The sequence below is a fragment of the Ornithinimicrobium sediminis genome, assembly GCF_021272345.1.
GTDB lineage: Bacteria > Actinomycetota > Actinomycetes > Actinomycetales > Dermatophilaceae > Ornithinicoccus > Ornithinicoccus sediminis_B.
In genome coordinates this window covers 11,657-28,720 of sequence record NZ_JAJSDQ010000002.1, presented here as the reverse complement: position 1 = coordinate 28,720, position 17,064 = coordinate 11,657, and the positions used below count along the sequence as shown (strand labels likewise).

The 17,064-nt window shown below is 71.8% G+C and carries 17 protein-coding genes and 1 riboswitch; of the genes, 13 read left to right on the top strand and 4 right to left on the bottom strand.

Annotation, left to right across the window (positions count from 1 at the left end):
* A complete protein-coding gene (ribD, locus tag LVO85_RS04485; RefSeq protein WP_232746226.1) occupies nt 1-1,056 on the bottom strand; it encodes a bifunctional diaminohydroxyphosphoribosylaminopyrimidine deaminase/5-amino-6-(5-phosphoribosylamino)uracil reductase RibD in 1,056 nt (351 codons plus the stop codon).
* A 145-nt stretch (nt 1,057-1,201) separates the two neighbouring features.
* Nucleotides 1,202-1,328, bottom strand: a riboswitch (FMN riboswitch).
* A 120-nt stretch (nt 1,329-1,448) separates the two neighbouring features.
* Between ribD and LVO85_RS04480 the strand changes: the two genes are divergently transcribed.
* The 10 genes from LVO85_RS04480 (at nt 1,449) to LVO85_RS04435 (ending at nt 10,760) form a co-directional block, all read left to right on the top strand.
* The gene (locus LVO85_RS04480) at nt 1,449-3,110 is read left to right on the top strand and encodes a DNA repair helicase XPB (RefSeq protein WP_232746225.1); all 1,662 of its coding nucleotides are present in this window, start codon (nt 1,449-1,451) and stop codon (nt 3,108-3,110) included.
* 47 nt (nt 3,111-3,157) lie between these two features.
* Entirely contained in the window at nt 3,158-3,871 is a 714-nt protein-coding gene (locus LVO85_RS04475; RefSeq protein WP_232746224.1) for an HAD family hydrolase, read from the top strand.
* 93 nt (nt 3,872-3,964) lie between these two features.
* Nucleotides 3,965-4,663, top strand: coding sequence for a response regulator transcription factor (locus tag LVO85_RS04470; protein WP_232746223.1), 699 nt, complete (start codon nt 3,965-3,967; stop codon nt 4,661-4,663).
* Nucleotides 4,664-4,694: 31 nt separating this feature from the next.
* Complete coding sequence (locus LVO85_RS04465) at nt 4,695-6,185, top strand: sensor histidine kinase (protein ID WP_232746222.1); 1,491 nt, start codon at nt 4,695-4,697, stop codon at nt 6,183-6,185.
* Between the two features lie 64 nt (nt 6,186-6,249).
* A complete protein-coding gene (locus LVO85_RS04460; protein ID WP_232746221.1) occupies nt 6,250-7,542 on the top strand; it encodes a S1C family serine protease in 1,293 nt (430 codons plus the stop codon).
* Between the two features lie 124 nt (nt 7,543-7,666).
* On the top strand, nt 7,667-8,308 hold the full coding sequence (locus LVO85_RS04455) for a helicase domain-containing protein (RefSeq protein WP_232746220.1): 642 nt from the start codon (nt 7,667-7,669) through the stop codon (nt 8,306-8,308).
* 96 nt (nt 8,309-8,404) lie between these two features.
* Complete coding sequence (locus tag LVO85_RS04450; RefSeq protein ID WP_232746219.1) at nt 8,405-8,902, top strand: hypothetical protein; 498 nt, start codon at nt 8,405-8,407, stop codon at nt 8,900-8,902.
* 96 nt (nt 8,903-8,998) lie between these two features.
* Nucleotides 8,999-9,445 carry a hypothetical protein gene (locus LVO85_RS04445; protein ID WP_232746218.1) on the top strand — a complete coding sequence of 149 codons (447 nt, stop codon included), beginning with the start codon at nt 8,999-9,001 and terminating at the stop codon, nt 9,443-9,445.
* 23 nt (nt 9,446-9,468) lie between these two features.
* Nucleotides 9,469-10,158 (top strand): HD domain-containing protein, encoded by a 690-nt coding sequence (locus LVO85_RS04440; protein ID WP_232746217.1) that lies wholly within the window; start codon nt 9,469-9,471, stop codon nt 10,156-10,158.
* Nucleotides 10,155-10,760 (top strand): SIMPL domain-containing protein, encoded by a 606-nt coding sequence (locus tag LVO85_RS04435; RefSeq protein ID WP_232746216.1) that lies wholly within the window; start codon nt 10,155-10,157, stop codon nt 10,758-10,760. The genes LVO85_RS04440 and LVO85_RS04435 overlap by 4 nt, the downstream gene beginning before the upstream one ends.
* A gap of 4 nt (nt 10,761-10,764) precedes the next feature.
* On the opposite strand, the gene LVO85_RS04430 is transcribed toward LVO85_RS04435, so the two are convergent.
* A complete protein-coding gene (locus tag LVO85_RS04430; protein WP_232746215.1) occupies nt 10,765-11,541 on the bottom strand; it encodes a DUF4031 domain-containing protein in 777 nt (258 codons plus the stop codon).
* A 134-nt stretch (nt 11,542-11,675) separates the two neighbouring features.
* Here LVO85_RS04430 and LVO85_RS04425 point away from each other — a divergent pair, with 134 nt between their 5' ends.
* Nucleotides 11,676-11,972: a WXG100 family type VII secretion target gene (locus LVO85_RS04425; RefSeq protein ID WP_232746214.1), complete on the top strand. Its 297-nt coding sequence runs from the start codon at nt 11,676-11,678 to the stop codon at nt 11,970-11,972.
* An 89-nt stretch (nt 11,973-12,061) separates the two neighbouring features.
* On the opposite strand, the gene groL is transcribed toward LVO85_RS04425, so the two are convergent.
* Together groL and LVO85_RS04415 are read right to left on the bottom strand one after the other, a co-directional pair.
* Complete coding sequence (gene groL / locus LVO85_RS04420) at nt 12,062-13,684, bottom strand: chaperonin GroEL (RefSeq protein WP_232746213.1); 1,623 nt, start codon at nt 13,682-13,684, stop codon at nt 12,062-12,064.
* Between the two features lie 255 nt (nt 13,685-13,939).
* Nucleotides 13,940-14,779: an MBL fold metallo-hydrolase gene (locus LVO85_RS04415; protein ID WP_232746212.1), complete on the bottom strand. Its 840-nt coding sequence runs from the start codon at nt 14,777-14,779 to the stop codon at nt 13,940-13,942.
* Nucleotides 14,780-14,945: 166 nt separating this feature from the next.
* Between LVO85_RS04415 and LVO85_RS04410 the strand changes: the two genes are divergently transcribed.
* Both LVO85_RS04410 and LVO85_RS04405 read left to right on the top strand, forming a co-directional pair.
* Nucleotides 14,946-15,386, top strand: coding sequence for a universal stress protein (locus LVO85_RS04410; RefSeq protein ID WP_232746211.1), 441 nt, complete (start codon nt 14,946-14,948; stop codon nt 15,384-15,386).
* Entirely contained in the window at nt 15,386-17,035 is a 1,650-nt protein-coding gene (locus LVO85_RS04405) for a sodium:solute symporter (protein ID WP_232746210.1), read from the top strand. Before LVO85_RS04410 ends, LVO85_RS04405 begins: the two co-directional genes overlap by 1 nt.
* Nucleotides 17,036-17,064: the final 29 nt, after the last annotated feature.

Genomic DNA, 17,064 nt, shown 5'->3' with positions numbered 1-17,064 from the left:
CTACTCCTCCTCCTGCCCGGCCACCGGGTGTGCGGTGATCCGGACGTCCGGCCCGATCCGGGCCACGTCGTCGATCTGCAGCCGGGCGATGCCGGCCATGCTCGTGATGCCGAGGTCACCGACCGCGGCCGGCCCGGCGCCCAGCAGCGCCGGCGCGACGTAGGCGACCACCTCCTCGACCAGCCCCGCCCGCCAGAACGCCGCGGTCAGCGTCGGGCCGCCCTCCAGCAGGGCCCGCCGCACGCCGCGGCCGTGCAGGCTGGCCAGGGCCGCGGCGAGGTCGTCCCCGGGCAGCTGGACCATCGGAGCCGCGCCGTCGTGCAGCCGCGCCTGCCGGGGCAGCGGGGTGCGACCGAGCACCACGCGCAGCGGCTGCCGCTCACGCGGCGTGCCGTCCGGGTGACGTGCCGTGAGCGAGGGGTCGTCGGCCAGTGCGGTGCCGGTGCCCACGACCACCGCTCCGCAGCGGCTGCGCAGGTCGTGCACGTCGGCACGGGCCTGCGGCGAGGTGACCCAGGCGCTGCTGCCGTCCGCCGCGGCCACCCGGCCGTCGAGCGTGCTGGCGGTCTTCCAGGTGACCCAGGGGCGGCCGTGCCGGGTCGCGAAGGACCAGTGCCGCAGCACCGCCTCGGCCTCGGCGCTGGGACGGTGCTCGGTCTCGACCCCCTGGGCCCGCAGCACGACGGCGCCACCGGCAGCCTTGGGGTCGGGGTCCGCGACGGCATACACGACCCGACGCACCCCGGCCTCGACGAGGGCACGCGTGCACGGCGGGGTGCGGCCGTGGTGGGCACACGGCTCCAGGCTCACGTACGCCGTGCCGCCGGCGGCCCGTCGGCCGGCCTCCCGCAGGGCCTCGACCTCGGCGTGCGGGGTGCCTGCGCCGCGGTGGTGCCCCACCCCGGCGACGACGCCGTCGGCGTCGAGCACGACGGCCCCGACCCGCGGGTTCGGGTCGGCCTCGGGTCCCAGCAGGGCGGCGTCCAGGGCGCGGCGCAGCATGGCGGCGTCGAGCGAGGTGTCCCCCGCGTGGCTCACCGGCCTCATCGTGCTCATCACCCTGGTCAGATCTCTGCTCGTCGGTCGAGCTCCGGGGTGGACACCGATGGTCGGTGAGCTGTGGTCACGCACGGACCCGGCGGGCACGCCTGGCGTGCCACCACCGCGGCCGACCGTGGCCACGGGCCTGCTGTCGCAGGCCCCGCGCTGCCTCCCATCCGGACTTTCACCGTCGGTCCTGGAGTTCCACCAGGTCAACCAGCCGCTGGCTGCGGCCGGGTCGCGGACTGTCACCGCCGGTTCGGACTTGCACCGACCCCGGAGCGCGTGTTGCTCCCTCCATGCTAGTGGACGCCGCGGGCATCCTCTGCCCCCGGACCGTCCCGGCCACCACGCCGGTCCTCACGGTCGGGAACAGGCGCACCGCATACCGGCGTTGTCACCCGGTGATGAGCGGCCCACTGATCGTCCAGTCCGACAAGACCCTCCTTCTCGAGGTCGACCACCCCGACGCCGAACCGGCGCGGCGTGCTATCGCACCCTTCGCCGAGCTCGAGCGCGCCCCCGAGCACGTGCACACCTACCGGGTCACCCCGCTGGGGCTGTGGAACGCGCGTGCCGCCGGCCACGACGCCGAGCAGGTGGTCGACGCCCTGGTCACGCACAGCCGCTACCCGGTGCCCAACGCGCTTCTGGTGGACGTCGCCGAGACCATGGCCCGCTACGGACGGCTCACCCTCGAGAAGTCCGAGGAGCACGGCCTCATCCTGCGCACGACCGACCGTGCCGTGCTCACGGAGGTGCTGCGGCACCGCAGGATCACGCCACTGACCGGCGACCGCATCGACGACGACACCGTGGCGGTGCACCCCTCCGAGCGCGGTCACCTCAAGCAGGAGCTGCTCAAGGTGGGCTGGCCGGCCGAGGACCTCGCGGGCTATGTCGACGGCGAGGCCCACCCGATCGCGCTCCACGAGGCCGACTGGCAGCTGCGGCCCTACCAGCAGCAGGCCGTCAACGGCTTCTGGGACGGCGGCTCCGGAGTCGTCGTGCTGCCCTGTGGCGCCGGCAAGACGCTGGTGGGGGCCGGCGCGATGGCACGCTCGAGCACGACCACCCTGATCCTGGTGACCAACACGGTCTCGGCACGTCAGTGGCGCGAGGAGCTCATCCGGCGCACCTCGCTGACCGACGACGAGATCGGGGAGTACTCCGGCGCCCGCAAGGAGATCCGCCCGGTCACCATCGCGACATACCAGGTGCTGACGCTGAAGCGCAAGGGCGTCTACCCCCACCTGGACCTGCTGGACGCCCGCGACTGGGGGCTCATCGTCTACGACGAGGTGCACCTGCTGCCGGCGCCCATCTTCCGGATGACCGCCGACCTGCAGGCGCGCAGGCGCCTCGGCCTGACCGCCACCCTCGTGCGCGAGGACGGCCGCGAGTCCGACGTCTTCTCCCTGATCGGCCCCAAGCGCTACGACGCACCGTGGAAGGACATCGAGGCCCAGGGCTACATCGCCCCCGCCGACTGCGTCGAGGTGCGGGTGACCCTGCCCGAGTCGCTGCGCATGGCGTATGCCGTGGCCGAGCCCGACGAGCGCTACCGCTTCGCCTCGTGCGCCCCGCCCAAGGACGCCGTGGTCGAGGAGCTCGTGGCCAAGCACCGGGGTCAGCAGGTGCTGGTGATCGGGCAGTACCTCGACCAGCTGGAGACCCTGGCCAACCGGCTGGACGCCCCGATGATCACCGGGGAGACCAGCGTGACCGAGCGGCAGAAGCTCTACGGCGCCTTCCGCACCGGCGAGATCGACCTGCTCGTGGTCAGCAAGGTCGCCAACTTCTCGATCGACCTGCCCGAGGCGTCCGTGGCGATCCAGGTGTCGGGCACCTTCGGCTCCCGGCAGGAGGAGGCCCAGCGCCTGGGCCGGGTGCTGCGCCCCAAGGGCGACGGCCGGACCGCGCACTTCTACACGATCGTGGCGCGCGACACCGTCGACGCGGAGTTCGCCGCCCACCGTCAGCGCTTCCTCGCCGAGCAGGGCTACGCCTACCGCATCGTGGACGCCGACGACCTTGACCAGCTCGACGGGGCACCCACCCTGCCCTGAGACTCCGACATCGACACCCCGCGGCCACCTGCGGTAGACAGGGACCGATGACATCTGCAGCCCGCGACACCGTCCTGCTCGACGTCGACGGCACCCTGGCCGACACGACCTACCACCACGCCCTCGCCTGGGCCCGGGCCTTCGCCCGGCACGACCTGGCCCCGCCGCTGTGGCGCGTCCACCGCGCGATCGGCATGGGCGGCGACAAGCTCGTCGCCATGGTCGCCGGCGACGACGTCGAGCGTGACCTCGGCGACGCTGTGCGCGAGCGCTGGGAGGTCGAGTACGAGCACCTGCTGCCCGAGATCGTGCTCCTCGACGGCGCCCGCGACATGGTCATGGCGCTGCACGAGCGCGGCCTGCGGATCGCCCTGGCCTCCTCGGGCAAGTCGCGGTTCACCGACCACGTGATCGAGCTGCTCGACCTTCCGGAGGGGGTCCTGGCCGCGGTGACCTCCTCCGAGGACGCCGACGAGTCCAAGCCGCAGCCCGACATCCTGCAGGCCGCCCTCCACGACGCGGGCGGCGGGCGGGCGCTGCTCGTCGGCGACACCCCGTACGACGTGGCCTCGGCCGCGCGGATGGGTGCGCCGTGCGTGGCGCTGCGCTCCGGAGGGTTCGGGGTCGAGGAGCTGGAGACCGCCGGCGCCGTCCTGGTCGCCGACGGTCCGCGCGACCTGGTGGACTCCGACTGGGACGAGCTGCTGCGCCGCGAGCCCCCCGAGCGCGCCGAGGGCACCCACGCCCCCATCCCGCACTGACCGGCGCCTTCCAGGGAGGCGGCACGAGGGCACCGGCGCGTGCTCCCAGGCGACCCCCAGCAGACTCACAGAATCGCCGTTCACACTGGGTGCATGAGCACACCCGAGGCCACCCTCCTCGTCGTCGAGGACGAGACCAACATCCGAGAGCTGCTGGCGACGAGCCTCAAGTTCGCCGGCTTCGAGGTCCACACCGCCCCCGACGGGGAGACGGCCCTGCGCCTGGCGGACGAGCACGAGCCCGACCTGGCCGTCCTCGACGTCATGCTGCCGGACATGGACGGATTCACCGTGACCCGGCGCCTGCGCGAACGCGGTCGTGACGTGCCGATCCTGTTCCTCACCGCACGCGACTCCCTCGAGGACAAGGTCAAGGGGCTGACGGTCGGCGGTGACGACTACGTCACCAAGCCGTTCAGCCTGGAGGAGGTGGTCGCCCGCATCCGCGCCGTCCTGCGTCGCACCCAGGAGCTGCTCCCGGAGACCGACACGACCCTGCGCGTGGCCGACCTCGAGCTCGACGAGGACAGCCACGAGGTGCGTCGAGGCGGCCGGGTGATCGACGTGTCGCCGACGGAGTTCAAGCTGCTGCGCTACCTCATGCTGAACCCGGGCCGGGTGCTGTCGAAGACACAGATCCTGGACCACGTCTGGGACTACGACTTCCGCGGCGAGATGGGGATCGTCGAGTCCTACATCTCCTACCTGCGGCGCAAGGTCGACACCCAGGGCGAGCCGCTCATCCACACCAAGCGCGGTGTCGGCTACGTCCTGCGCCCACCGCGCGACTGATGCCCGCCGCGACCTGCCCCTGGGACGGCCCGTGATCGGGGCCCGCTCCCTGCGGCAGACGGCCTACAGCCGGCTGCACGCCCTCTCGCTCACCACCCGGCTGGTGGCGGTGGTCGTGCTGATGGTGCTCGCGGCCTACCTCGTGACCACCACGCTCACGACGATGCTGCTGCGTGGCTACCTCACGGAGCGGATCGACACCGAGCTGCGGCAGTACATCGCCCCGCTGGGCCAGGTCGCCTACAGCAACCTGCCCGAGACCGGCATCGTGCAGACCACACTGGTCCCGCCCAACAACTACTTCGTGCTGCTGACCCCTCGGGCGACCGGCTCCACCACCTACACGCTGGTCACCCCGACCACCGGTGACGACCGTCCCGCGCTGCGGCGCGTCGACTGGGACGACCCTCGGCTGGGGGACGGCCCTTTCACCGTCACCTCCCCCGGTGGCCACGACTGGCGCGTGCTCGCCGACCGCGTGCCCACCGGTGAGGGCACCGTCGCGATCGCCCTGCCGCTGGCGCCGGTCGACAACACTGTCAAGCAGCTGTGGGTGCTCACGTCCTTCATCGGCGCCGCCACCCTCGCGGCGGTGGCGGTGCTCGGGTGGGTCGCAGTGCGCCGGGCCTTCCGTCCGTTGCGGCGGATCGAGGACACAGCAGCGGCCATCGCGGCCGGCGACCTGACCCGCCGCATCCCGCAGCCCGGTGCCGACGACGAGGTCGCCTCCCTGTCGGAGTCGCTGAACGCCATGCTCGCCCACATCGAGCAGGCCTTCTCGGTGCGGGAGGCCTCGGAGGCCCGCATGCAGCAGTTCGTGGCCGACGCCAGCCACGAGCTGCGCACACCCCTGGCGACGGTGCGCGGGTATGCCGAGCTCTACCGGGTGGGCGGGGTGCGTGACCCGGACGACGTCGCCGGGGCGATGAGCCGCATCGAGGGCGAGGCCACCCGGATGACCCGCCTGGTCGAGGACCTGCTGCTGCTCACACGCTGGGACACCGCACCACGGATGGCCGACGAGCCCGTCGACCTGACCGTCCTCGTCGGGGACGTGGTCCAGGACTCGAGGGTGCGCAACCCCGAGCACCACGTGCGGATGGTGCCGCTGGAGGGCGGCACAGGGTCGCCGGTCACCTGCGGTGACGACGGTGCCTTACGACAGGTGCTGACCAACCTCGTGGCGAACGCCGTCGCGCACACACCTGTCGGCACCGACGTCGAGGTCGCGCTCGGTGTGCAGCAGGCACGGTGCGTCGTCGAGGTGCGTGACCACGGCGCGGGCATCGACCCCGCCCTCGCCGAGCGGGTCTTCGAGCGCTTCTTCCGGGTCGACCCCTCACGCAGCCGCGAGCGCGGTGGCACGGGCCTGGGGCTGGCGATCGTCGCGACCATCGTGGCCCGCCACGGTGGCACAGTGCGCCATGTGCCCACCCCCGGCGGTGGCGCCACCTTCCGCGTGGAGCTGCCGCTGAAGACCCGTGACCAGGCACGGAGCGCCGTGCCCGCACCGACGGCCTGAGGTCTCCAGCCAACTCACAGCAGAAGCCCAGACTCGGCCGAGACCGGTGGTGTGTGATGGACCCATGCCTGATCCCTACACCGGTGAGCGGACCCCGCAGTCTCCGAGCGACTCCTCCACCCGCCAGCCCAGCGACACCCAGCCGTATGCCGGCCCTCCGGTCGGCAGCACCCCACCCACGCAGGGCTCCCCGTCGGCAGGCCCGCCGTCGTCCGCACCGGCGCAGCCACCGCCGCACGGTGGCAGCTCCCCGCGGCGCTGGTCCGACCTCCTCGTCGTGGGTGTGCTCTCCGCAGTGCTGGCCTCGGGCGGCACCTACGCCCTGACCGGTGGTCCGGGCGACGAGGGCCCGGTGGTCACGGGCGCCGGCGAGGTCGCCGAGAGGGAGGGCGGCAGCTCCCCTGCCTCGTTCACCTCCGCGGAGGACTGGGGCGGCGTGGCCGAGCAGGTCTCCCCCTCGGTCGTGGCCATCGAGATCGCGACCGGCTCCGGCGGCGGCTCGGGCTCCGGTGTCATCTGGGACGACCAGGGGCACGTCGTCACCAACGCCCACGTCGTGGCCGGAGCCGAGCAGGTGCGGGTCACCCTGGCCGACGGTCGCGCCTACGAGGCGGAGGTGTCGGGCTCCGACCCGGCGACCGACCTCGCGGTGCTCACCGTGACCGACGCACCGGATGACCTGCAGCCCGTCGAGGAGGGTGACGACCAGTCGCTCACCGTGGGCTCCCCTGTGATGGCCATCGGCAACCCGCTGGGCCTGTCGGGCACGGTCACGACCGGGATCGTCAGCGCCCTGGACCGCCCGGTGACCACGCAGTCCACCGAGGGCGGTCAGCCGACGGCCGTCGTCACCAACGCCATCCAGACCAGCGCGGCCATCAACCCCGGCAACTCCGGCGGTGCCCTCGTGGACGCCTCGGGGCGCCTCGTCGGCATCAACTCGGCCATCGCGTCGCTCTCGGCACCCACCGGCGGGCAGGCCGGCAACATCGGCATCGGCTTCGCCATCCCCATGCGCTCGGTGTCCTCCATCGTCGAGCAGCTCATCGAGACCGGGACGGCCGAGCACGCCTTCCTGGGCGTGGGCCTGGACGACGCCGAGGCCACCCTCGACGGTGCGGTCCTCGCCGGGGCCGCCGTCGTGCAGGTCGAGGAGGGCTCACCCGCCGCCTCCGTGGGCCTGGCCGCCGGAGACCTCGTCATCGACATCGACGGTGACCGCGTGTCCAGCGCCGAGGCCCTCGTGGCGCAGGTGCGCGAGCGCCGGGCCGGCGAGGAGGCCGTCGTCGGGGTGCTCCGGGACGGTGAGCGGCAGGAGTTCGAGGTCGTGCTCGACACCCGGCCCGACGTGCCCTGACCGGCTGCCTCGACCCTCGGCCCCACCCCGGGTGCTGCCTTGTCCGACGGGCGCTGTGCTGCAGGACGGCACGCGACGGACAAGGCGGCACCGGACGCGACCGGAGGCGCAGGACCTCTCCCCGATGCAGCTGCGTGCGGTCGGCCGGTGGGCCGCGACCGGCTCGCTGACAGTGCTGGGCGACATCGCGCAGGGCACGACGCCGTGGGCGACCACCTCGTGGGAGGAGTCCCTCGGGCACCTGGGAGCGGACGGCGCACACGTGGAGGTGCTCGAGCGCGGCTTCCGGGTGCCGGGAGCGGTCGTCGACTACGCCGCCCGCCTGCTGCCGCACATCGCCCCCGGCCTGAGGGGACCGTCGGTGCGGCACGACCGGGGACGGCTGGACGTGGTGTCCGTCGACGACCCGGTCACGGGTGCGGTCGCCGAGGTCGCCCGGGTCGCCCGCCACCCGGGCACCGTCGGGGTGGTGAGCACCGACGCCGCGGTGCCGACGCTGGCCGGAGCCCTGAGCGCCGCGGGCACGGCCCACGTGGTGCTGGGCCAGGAGCACGACGACACCCGACCTCCACGGACACAGGTCGTGCCGGCGACCCTGGCCAAGGGCCTGGAGTTCGACCAGGTGGTCGTCGTCGACCCCGCGGCGGTCGTGGCCGCCGAGCCGGACCGGCGCACGGGGCTGCGCCGGCGCCACATCGTCCTGACACGTGCCGTGTCCGGGCTGAGCGTCGTCCACGCAGCACCGCTACCTCCGGAGATGCGCTGAGTCCCACCCCCCGGGGTGGCGTCGCCGGGACACCTCGTCAAGGATGGGGTGCAGGGCCAGGTGGCCTCACGACCGTCCCGTCCTCGAGGAGATGCAATGCACCCCACCCACATCCCGATCCGCGTCGCGACCGGCGCCTACATCCTCAACTCCGGGCTGAGCAAGCTCGGGGCGGACAAGGAGACCGCGGAGGGCCTGCACGGCATGGCCTCCGGTGCCTACCCCTTCCTCAAGAACGTCAAGCCCAAGGACTTCACCGAGCTGCTGGCCTACGGGGAGATCGCCCTCGGCACCACCCTGCTGGCGCCGATGGTGCCCTCCGCGGTGGCCGGCACGGCCCTGGCGGGCTTCGGCGCAGGCCTGGTGGGCATGTACCTCAAGACGCCGTGGATGACGGGGGACGACGGCATCCGTCCCTCGCAGCAGGGGGTCCCGTTCGCCAAGGACGTCTGGCTGGTGGGCGCCGGGGTCACCCTGGCCACCCAGAGCGCCCTCGGCGCCGCCAAGTCGGCCGCCAAGAGCGCCAAGGGCTCGGTGCAGGACCTGGCCTCGGACATCGGCTCCACCACCAAGGACGCCCTGCCGTTCGGCTGACCTGACGGAGGCCGCACAGCCACCCCCCCGGGTGCTGCGCGGCCTCCCAGCGTGGTGACGTAGTCTCGGCGCCAGCACGATCGCCGAGGAGGATGGATGCCGCGCACACGCCTGCGCCCCGGCACGACCCGGGTCGCCATGGTCGCCTGGGGTCTCCAGGTGGTCTTCGCCGTCGGCTGGGTCGCCAGCAGCGCCGTCGACGGGGCGAGCTGGTGGATCTGGCCGTTCGGCCTCCTGTGGGCTGCCGTGGCCCTGGCGTTCCTCTACCGCGCGCACCGGCAGGCGGTCATCACCGACGACCAGGGCATGACGCTGCTCACGGGTCTCCACCGCACCGCCACGATCCCGTGGTCGGCCGTCGCCGACATCAGCGGCAACCCTCCGGGGCCACTGGTCACCCAGCTCGCCGTCGTGCTCAAGGACACCCGCATCGTCGAGACCCCCCTGGGCAGGAGCGACTCCCGGCTGCGGGAGATCTGGCTCGGGCGCACCGCACCCACGAGTGACGCCGCGGACTCACCGGCGGGTGAGCCCCAGCGGTGACCGCTGCTGGCAGACTCGACCCCATGGACGTGGGGACGCTGCCGGCCTCGGTGTCGGCCGCTCTCGTCGCGCTGGCGCCCGATGCCGGGCCCGAGCTGCACCGCGCGGAGCTGCAGCGGATCCACGCGGCCTGGGCCGAGCCGCACCGTGCATACCACACCCTCCGGCACCTGACCGAGATGCTGGAGGCGCTCGAGGAGCTCGCCTGCGCGGGCGAGCTCGACGACGACGCGCTCCCGGTCGCCCGGGTCGCCGCCGCCTACCACGACGTGCGCTACGACCCCCGGGCCGCGCCGGGCAGCAACGAGCACCGCTCGGCGGCTCTCGCCCGTGACCACCTGCACCGGCTGGGGGCCGACCCCGCGGACGTCGACGTGGTGGAGGCGCTGGTCCTGCTGACCGTCGACCACGACCCGGGAGCGGTGCGTGGTCTGCTGGGCCGGGAGCGCCTGCGCGACGCCTTCAGCGACGCGGACCTGTGGATCCTGGGTGCCCCCGCCACGCGCTACGCGGCCTACGCGAGGTCGGTGCGCGCGGAGTACGCACACGTGCCGACAGCCACCTTCCGCACCGCCCGGGCCGCCGTGCTGCGCACGCTGCTCGATCGTCACGCCCTCTACGCCACCGCGCACGCCCGTCGGGCCTGGGAGGACCGGGCACGCACCAACGTCGCCGGCGAGATCGCCGCGCTCACCACGGAGGGACCTTCATGACCCGCATCCACGTCACAGGCACGGGCGCCGCGCGCGCGGTGCCCGACTACGCCACGCTGCACTTCCGTGCGCAGGCCGAGGCAGCCACCCCGGCGGAGGCGCTGGAGACGGTGGGACGCTACGCGTCGGCCGTGCAGCGGACCCTGGACGACCTCGGCACCGACCGGGCCGACCGTGGCAACCAGAGCACGACGGTGCAGCGACGCAGCCGCTGGGACGACGGCACCGAGACGCTCCTCGGCTGGCAGGGGGCGATGACGACCGAGTGCACCGTGCGGGACGTGACCCAGGCCTTCCGGGTGCTCGAGGCGGTGGCCGCCCTCGAGCACGTGGGGGCGACCGGACCGGACTGGCGCATCTCGCAGGACAACCCCGCCCACGCGCGGGCACGGGAGGCTGCCGTGGCGGCCGCCCGGGCCACGGCGGAGGACTACGCGCGCGCCTGCGGGCTGACCCTGGGCGAGCTGGTGCGGGTCGGTGACGCGGAGCCGGTGGTGGGGCCGCTGCGGGCCGCCTCCATGCGTGCCGTGGCGGCCGAGACCGTCGACCCCGAGCTCGCCGAGGTCACGGCCACCGTGTCGATGGAGTGGGAGACGGCCTGAGCCGTCAGAGCCCCTGGCCCACCAGGAAGTGGTCGACCAGCAGCCACCAGTGCTGCTGCCCGCTCAGCCCGCGCGCCTCGGTGGGCGTCGCCCACCGCGCCTCGGTGACGTCGTCGGCGCGGGGCGCCACCGGAGGACGCAGCAGGGGGATCGAGGCCGAGAAGACGGCGATGTGGTTGTCCCCCGCGTCCCACGGGTGGACCTCGTGGCCGACGGGGATGGTGATGCGCTCGTAGCCCACCGGCCGCAGGGTGTCGGCGGTGAGCCGCAGACCGGTCTCCTCGAAGATCTCGCGCACCGCAGACTCGCGCACCGACTCGCCGTGCTCCCGCTTGCCGCCCGGCGGGGCCCAGCCGGGGCGGGAGACGTCGCGCACGAGCAGCAGGTGCACGCCGTCGGTGACCAGGACCACGGCGGCCCCTGAGGAGGCCGGGGGTTCCAGCGGGGAGGCGACGACGTCCAGCACGTGCGGTCCCGGCACCGCCGGCAGACCCTGGGGGTAGCGCCCGAGCGGCCGCTCACCCCTGCGCTTGCGGAACCGCAGGCCGCTGTCGCGCAGCCGGCGCGCGAGGTCGGACTGGGTGGTGGGCACGGCGCCCGCCAGCACGGCGTCGGTATGCCGTTCCTCGGGGATGTCGTAGTGGTCACCTTCGAAGGAGCGCACCGGGATGCCGGCCCGGGCCGCGAACTCGTGCAGCTCCTCGTAGGACGTGTCGCTGATGACGTGCGACCACAGGCGTCCGTGCGCCGGCCACGCCGGCGGGTCGATCCAGATGGCCACGCCGGTCAGCATAGAGGTGGGTGTCGTCGGTGAGCCTGTGGAGAACTCCTGCGACAGCCAGGACACCCGGCCTACGGTCTCGGCAGCGGGGGTGCCGTCCGGTCACCCCACCCACCACGACCCCGGGAGGACACATGAGCACCACCTTCAGCGTCGACACCGCGCGCATCGCCGCGGCGTCCGGCGACATCCAGCGCATCGCCGCGTCGATCGAGAGCGAGGTGCGCGCCATGATGGGCACGCTCACCGCCCTGCAGGACTGCTGGCGTGGGTCGGCGGCCGGCAGCTTCGCCGCGGTGACCCAGGACTGGAGCGCCACCCAGGAGCGGGTCCGCCAGTCCCTGCAGCAGATCTCGGTGACCCTGAAGACGGCCGGCGACGACTACGACCTCGTGGAGCAGGCCAACCGGGCACGGTTCATGCCGCAGTGAGCGACCGGGCATGACAACGGGGCGGCCTCCCGTGGGAGGCCGCCCCGCCGTGCTGTCCGCGAGGAACGCGGAAGTGGGTCAGGACCTGCTCAGAAGTCCATGCCGCCCATGCCACCGTCGCCGGCCGGCATGGCCGGGGTCTTCTCCGGCTTGTCGGCGATGACGGCCTCGGTGGTGAGGAAGAGCGCCGCGATGGAGGCGGCGTTCTGCAGCGCCGAGCGGGTGACCTTGACCGGGTCGGCGATGCCGAAGCCCAGCATGTCGCCGTACTCGCCGGTCGCGGCGTTGAGACCGTAGCCGGGGGTCAGGTTGCGCACCTTCTCCGCGACGACGCCGCCCTCGAGGCCGCCGTTGATGGCGATCTGCTTGAGCGGTGACTCGATCGCGACCCGGACGATGTTGGCGCCCGTGGCCTCGTCACCGGTCAGCTCGAGCTTGTCGAAGGCGGTCGAGGCCTGGATGAGCGCGACACCGCCACCGGCGACGATGCCCTCCTCGACCGCGGCCTTGGCGTTGCGCACCGCGTCCTCGATGCGATGCTTGCGCTCCTTGAGCTCGACCTCGGTGGCCGCACCGGCCTTGATGACCGCGACACCGCCGGCCAGCTTGGCCAGACGCTCCTGCAGCTTCTCGCGGTCGTAGTCGGAGTCGGAGTTCTCGATCTCCTTGCGGATCTGCGAGACCCGGCCGGCGATCTGGTCGGCGTCGCCGGCACCCTCGACGATGGTGGTCTCGTCCTTGGTGACGACGACCTTGCGGGCGTGGCCCAGCAGGTCCAGGTCGGCGGTCTCGAGCTTGAGGCCGACCTCCTCGGAGATGACCTGGCCACCGGTGAGGATCGCGATGTCGCCCAGCATGGCCTTGCGGCGGTCGCCGAAGCCCGGGGCCTTGACGGCGACGGACTTGAAGTTGCCGCGGATCTTGTTGACCACCAGGGTCGCCAGGGCCTCGCCCTCGACGTCCTCGGAGATGATCGCCAGCGGCTTGCCGGACTGCATGACCTTCTCCAGCAGCGGCAGCAGGTCCTTGATCGAGCCGATCTTGGAGTTGACGATGAGGATGTAGGGGTCCTCCAGGACCGTCTCCATGCGCTCGGTGTCGGTGACGAAGTAGGGCGAGATGTAGCCCTTGTCGAAGCGCATGCCCTCGGTGAGCTCGAGCTCCAGGCCGAAGGTGTTGGACTCCTCGACGGTGATGACACCCTCGTTGCCGACCTTGTCCATGGCCTCGGCGATCATGTCGCCGATCTCGTTGTCGGCAGCGGAGATGGAGGCGCTCTGGGCGATCTGCTCCTTGGTCTCCACGTCCTTGGCCATGCCCAGCAGCTCGGCGGTGACCGCGTCGACGGCCTTCTCGATGCCGCGCTTGAGGGCCATCGGGTTGGCGCCGGCAGCGACGTTGCGCAGGCCCTCGCGGACCATGGCCTGGGCGATCACCGTGGCCGTCGTCGTGCCGTCACCGGCGACGTCGTCGGTCTTCTTGGCGACCTCCTTGACCAGCTCTGCGCCGATCTTCTCGTAGGGGTCCTCGAGCTCGATCTCCTTGGCGATGCTGACACCATCGTTGGTGATGGTGGGCGCACCCCACTTCTTCTCGAGCACGACGTTGCGGCCCTTGGGGCCGAGGGTCACCTTGACGGCGTCCGCGAGGGTGTTCATGCCCCTCTCGAGACCGCGGCGAGCCTCCTCGTCGAAAGCAATGGTCTTGGCCATTCGGGTGGTTCCTCCCACACGCTGAACGGGTTGGCGACCGGGCCTGTCGCCCGCGACGGTACGAGTCGTTCGCCCCGGGCTCACGTCGCCCCGGACGGCGGACCCTCAACAGGATCGGTCGAGTGCACTTCTGTCACTCTCATGGTGAGAGTGCTAGAACCATGATTAGCACTCGACCCCCCCGAGTGCAAATACGGGCGCACGGCAGGTGCCCCGGCATACGTGCTGCCGCGCACGGCGTATGCAGCGCGCCGCTCAGCGGTCGGTCGTCTCCAGCACCCGCATGGCGGCATGGCGCAGCGTGGCGTCCTGCAGCCCCAGGCCCCGGCAGGTGGAGACGAGCTGGTCGACGTCCCGCACCCGGCCGGCGACAGCCTCGGCGAGGGTGTCGGCCAGCATCCCCAGACGACCGGCCTGCTCGACGACGAAGTCGCGGTCCACGACGTCCCCGTGCCCGGGCACGGCGATCGGCGCGTCCTTGACCTGCGGACGTGCGAGCAGGGCGTGCAGCGTCGCGGCCCACGCCAGCGGGAACGAGTCCTCCATCGCCGGGTCGGCGCCCTGCTCGATGACGTCGCCCCAGAAGACCACGCCGGCATCGGGCACCGCCACGGCCAGGTCGTGGTCGGTGTGCGCGGGCCCCCCGTAGAGCAGGTGCACGCTGCGCCCCCCGAGGTCGATCTGCGTGTCCTCCTCGACGAGGTAGTGGGGCACGACGATCTGCGTGGCCAGCAGCTGCGCCGCCAGGTGGGGGCGCTCGGTGGCGTGGAAGTGGGCCACCACCTGCTCCCGCTGGTGCTCGGCGGTGGCGCGCAGGTCGTCGGCGGCCCGGGTGTGGGCATAGATCTGCGAGTCACGGAACGCGGCGTTGCCGAAGCAGTGGTCGTAGTGGGCGTGGGTGTTGACCACGACCGGCTCGAGCGTGGTCACCTCCCGCACGGCGGCCAGCAGCTCCTCACCGCGCTCCTCGGTGCCCCGGGTGTCGACGACGAGGGCCCGGCCCTCGCCCACGACCAGCCCGCAGTTGAGCTCGAGCTCGACGTGCCGACGGACGAAGACCCCAGGGGCGATCTCCTGCCACGTCACCTCGGCCATGCCCCTGACCCTATGCGCTGCCGGCACCTCGCGGGTACCGCCACCCGCTCGACGACGGTCGACCCGGACACCCCCGAGACGGAAACGGAAGGGTTTCCGGTCGCGGTCCTCCCAGGTTGCGCCTACTTTCGCGGTGGCCGGTCACCGTCGACCCGAGGAGGGCCCCATGACCCAGTTCCCGCACCGCATCCTTTTCGCCGCCGATGGGTCGGCAGAGTCCGACATGGCGCTGCACCACACCGTGGACCTGCTCGGGCACACCCAGGCGGAGGTCCATGTCGTCCATGTCGGCCTGGTCTCGCCGTGGACCAACCCGGACGCGATGAACCCCACCCAACAGGCCCGGCTGCGCGCCGAGGGCCAGGTCGTGCTCGACGCCCAGGTGGCGAAGTTCGAGGCGGCGGGGATCACCCCCACCGCGACCTACCTGCGGATGGGGCGGGCCACCGACGAGATCCTGCGGCTGCGCGACGAGGTCGAGGCCGACCTGATCATCCTCGGAAGCCGTGGCCTCAACGCCTTCAAGCGCGTACTGCTCGGCAGTGACGCCGAAGGCGTCGTCCGCCATGCTCCCTGCCCGGTGCTCGTCGTGAGGAAGGACCGCTGATGCAGCTCCCCGCCCAGGTGCAGATCCCCATGCAGGAGACCACGACCCCCGACTTCACGGTGGGCCCCCTCGACCTCACGGTCATCATCGTCTACCTCGTCGCCAGCCGGATCATCCCGCTGTGGCTGGGCGCCCGCGCGAAGAAGAAGTCGACCAAGGAGTCCAGCGAGACCGAGAGCTACTTCCTCGGCGGCCGGAACTTCATCTGGCCCTTCGTGGGTCTCTCGCTGGTGGCGACCAACATGTCGGGCGCGACCTTCGTCGGACTCGCCGGCGGCGCCTACAACCAGGGCATCTCGATCTTCGCCTACGAGTGGATGACGACCGTCATCCTGGCGGTCTTCATCTTCTTCATCCTTCCCTTCTACCTGCGCTCCGGGGTCTTCACCCTGCCGGAGTTCCTGGAGAAGCGCTTCGACCGTCGGTCCCGGATGGCCTTCGCCGGGTTCAACCTCTTCGCCAACATGTTCATCGACATGGCGGCCGCGCTCTTCGCCGGTGCCATCGTCGTCCAGACCCTCTACCCCGAGGTGCCGATCTGGGTCGCCGTCGCGGCCCTGGCGATCCTCGCCGCGATCTACACCGTCGTCGGTGGTCTGGGCGCCGTCATGATCTCCGACAGCATCCAGGCGACCGTCACGATCCTCGGTGGCCTCATCGTCTTCATCGCCACCTGGCGGGCCATCCCGTCGTGGGATGCGGTCTACGAGACCGCCGGCGACGACAAGATGAGCCTGATCCTGCCGGCCGACAACCCCGACCTGCCGTGGCCCGGCCTCATCACCGGCGTGCTCATCATCGGGCTCTACTACTGGACCACCAACCAGCTCGTCGTGCAGCGCACCCTCGGAGCGCGCAGCCTCGACCACGGCCGCTGGGGCGCGCTGATGGCCGGCTTCATCAAGCTGACGTTCCTCTTCCTGTTCATCCTGCCCGGCGTCATGGCGCTCACGCTCTACGACCTGGACAACCCCGACACGGTCTTCCCCACCCTGGTCTTCGACCTGCTGCCGGCGGGCCTGTCCGGTCTCATCGTCGCCGCCGTCATCGCGGCCATCACCTCGACGGTCGACTCCATCCTCAACTCGGCCTCGACCATCGTCACGATGGACTTCGTCAAGACCTTCAAGCCGGAGACCACCGACCGCAGCCTGGTGCTCATCGGTCGCATCGCCACCGTGGTGGCGCTGGTCGTCGCCATCATCTGGGCGCCCTTCATCGCCCAGTTCGACACGCTGTACAACTACCTGCAGTCGGTGCTGTCCTACCTGGTGCCGCCGGTCGTCGCCGTGTTCCTCATGGGCATCGGCTGGAAGCGGGTCAACGCGACGGCAGCCTTCCTGACCCTCGTCATCCTGCAGCCGCTCGGCGTCATCGCGTTCATCTTCATCGAGGTCAACGAGGTCATCGAGCTGCAGTTCCTCTACGCCTCCGGCATCGGCTTCGCCACCGCGCTGATCATGCTCACCGTCATCAGCATCGTCGGCAAGACCCCCGACCTGGAGAAGACGGACGAGCTCACCTGGAAGCGCAAGTACTGGAAGGAGGAGACGGACACCCTGCGCGGCACGCCGGTGTGGGCCAACTACCGCGTGCTCACCGGCATCATGCTGGCCGCCACCGTCGGCCTCGTCGTCTGGTTCGCCTGACCACAGCGGTATGCCGTGTCCCTCGTCGG

Bases quoted from the DNA above. Each gene is read 5' to 3' on its own strand.
- LVO85_RS04405 (WP_232746210.1), top strand. From the start codon at position 15,386: ATGCAGCTCCCCGCCCAGGTGCAGATCCCCATGCAGGAGACCACGACC.
- LVO85_RS04470 (WP_232746223.1), top strand. From the start codon at position 3,965: ATGAGCACACCCGAGGCCACCCTCCTCGTCGTCGAGGACGAGACCAAC.
- LVO85_RS04415 (WP_232746212.1), bottom strand. From the start codon at position 14,779: ATGGCCGAGGTGACGTGGCAGGAGATCGCCCCTGGGGTCTTCGTCCGT.
- LVO85_RS04425 (WP_232746214.1), top strand. From the start codon at position 11,676: ATGAGCACCACCTTCAGCGTCGACACCGCGCGCATCGCCGCGGCGTCC.
- LVO85_RS04460 (WP_232746221.1), top strand. From the start codon at position 6,250: ATGCCTGATCCCTACACCGGTGAGCGGACCCCGCAGTCTCCGAGCGAC.
- LVO85_RS04475 (WP_232746224.1), top strand. From the start codon at position 3,158: ATGACATCTGCAGCCCGCGACACCGTCCTGCTCGACGTCGACGGCACC.
- LVO85_RS04450 (WP_232746219.1), top strand. From the start codon at position 8,405: ATGCACCCCACCCACATCCCGATCCGCGTCGCGACCGGCGCCTACATC.
- LVO85_RS04480 (WP_232746225.1), top strand. From the start codon at position 1,449: ATGAGCGGCCCACTGATCGTCCAGTCCGACAAGACCCTCCTTCTCGAG.
- ribD (WP_232746226.1), bottom strand. From the start codon at position 1,056: ATGAGCACGATGAGGCCGGTGAGCCACGCGGGGGACACCTCGCTCGAC.
- LVO85_RS04435 (WP_232746216.1), top strand. From the start codon at position 10,155: ATGACCCGCATCCACGTCACAGGCACGGGCGCCGCGCGCGCGGTGCCC.
- LVO85_RS04455 (WP_232746220.1), top strand. From the start codon at position 7,667: ATGCAGCTGCGTGCGGTCGGCCGGTGGGCCGCGACCGGCTCGCTGACA.
- LVO85_RS04440 (WP_232746217.1), top strand. From the start codon at position 9,469: ATGGACGTGGGGACGCTGCCGGCCTCGGTGTCGGCCGCTCTCGTCGCG.
- groL (WP_232746213.1), bottom strand. From the start codon at position 13,684: ATGGCCAAGACCATTGCTTTCGACGAGGAGGCTCGCCGCGGTCTCGAG.
- LVO85_RS04410 (WP_232746211.1), top strand. From the start codon at position 14,946: ATGACCCAGTTCCCGCACCGCATCCTTTTCGCCGCCGATGGGTCGGCA.
- LVO85_RS04445 (WP_232746218.1), top strand. From the start codon at position 8,999: ATGCCGCGCACACGCCTGCGCCCCGGCACGACCCGGGTCGCCATGGTC.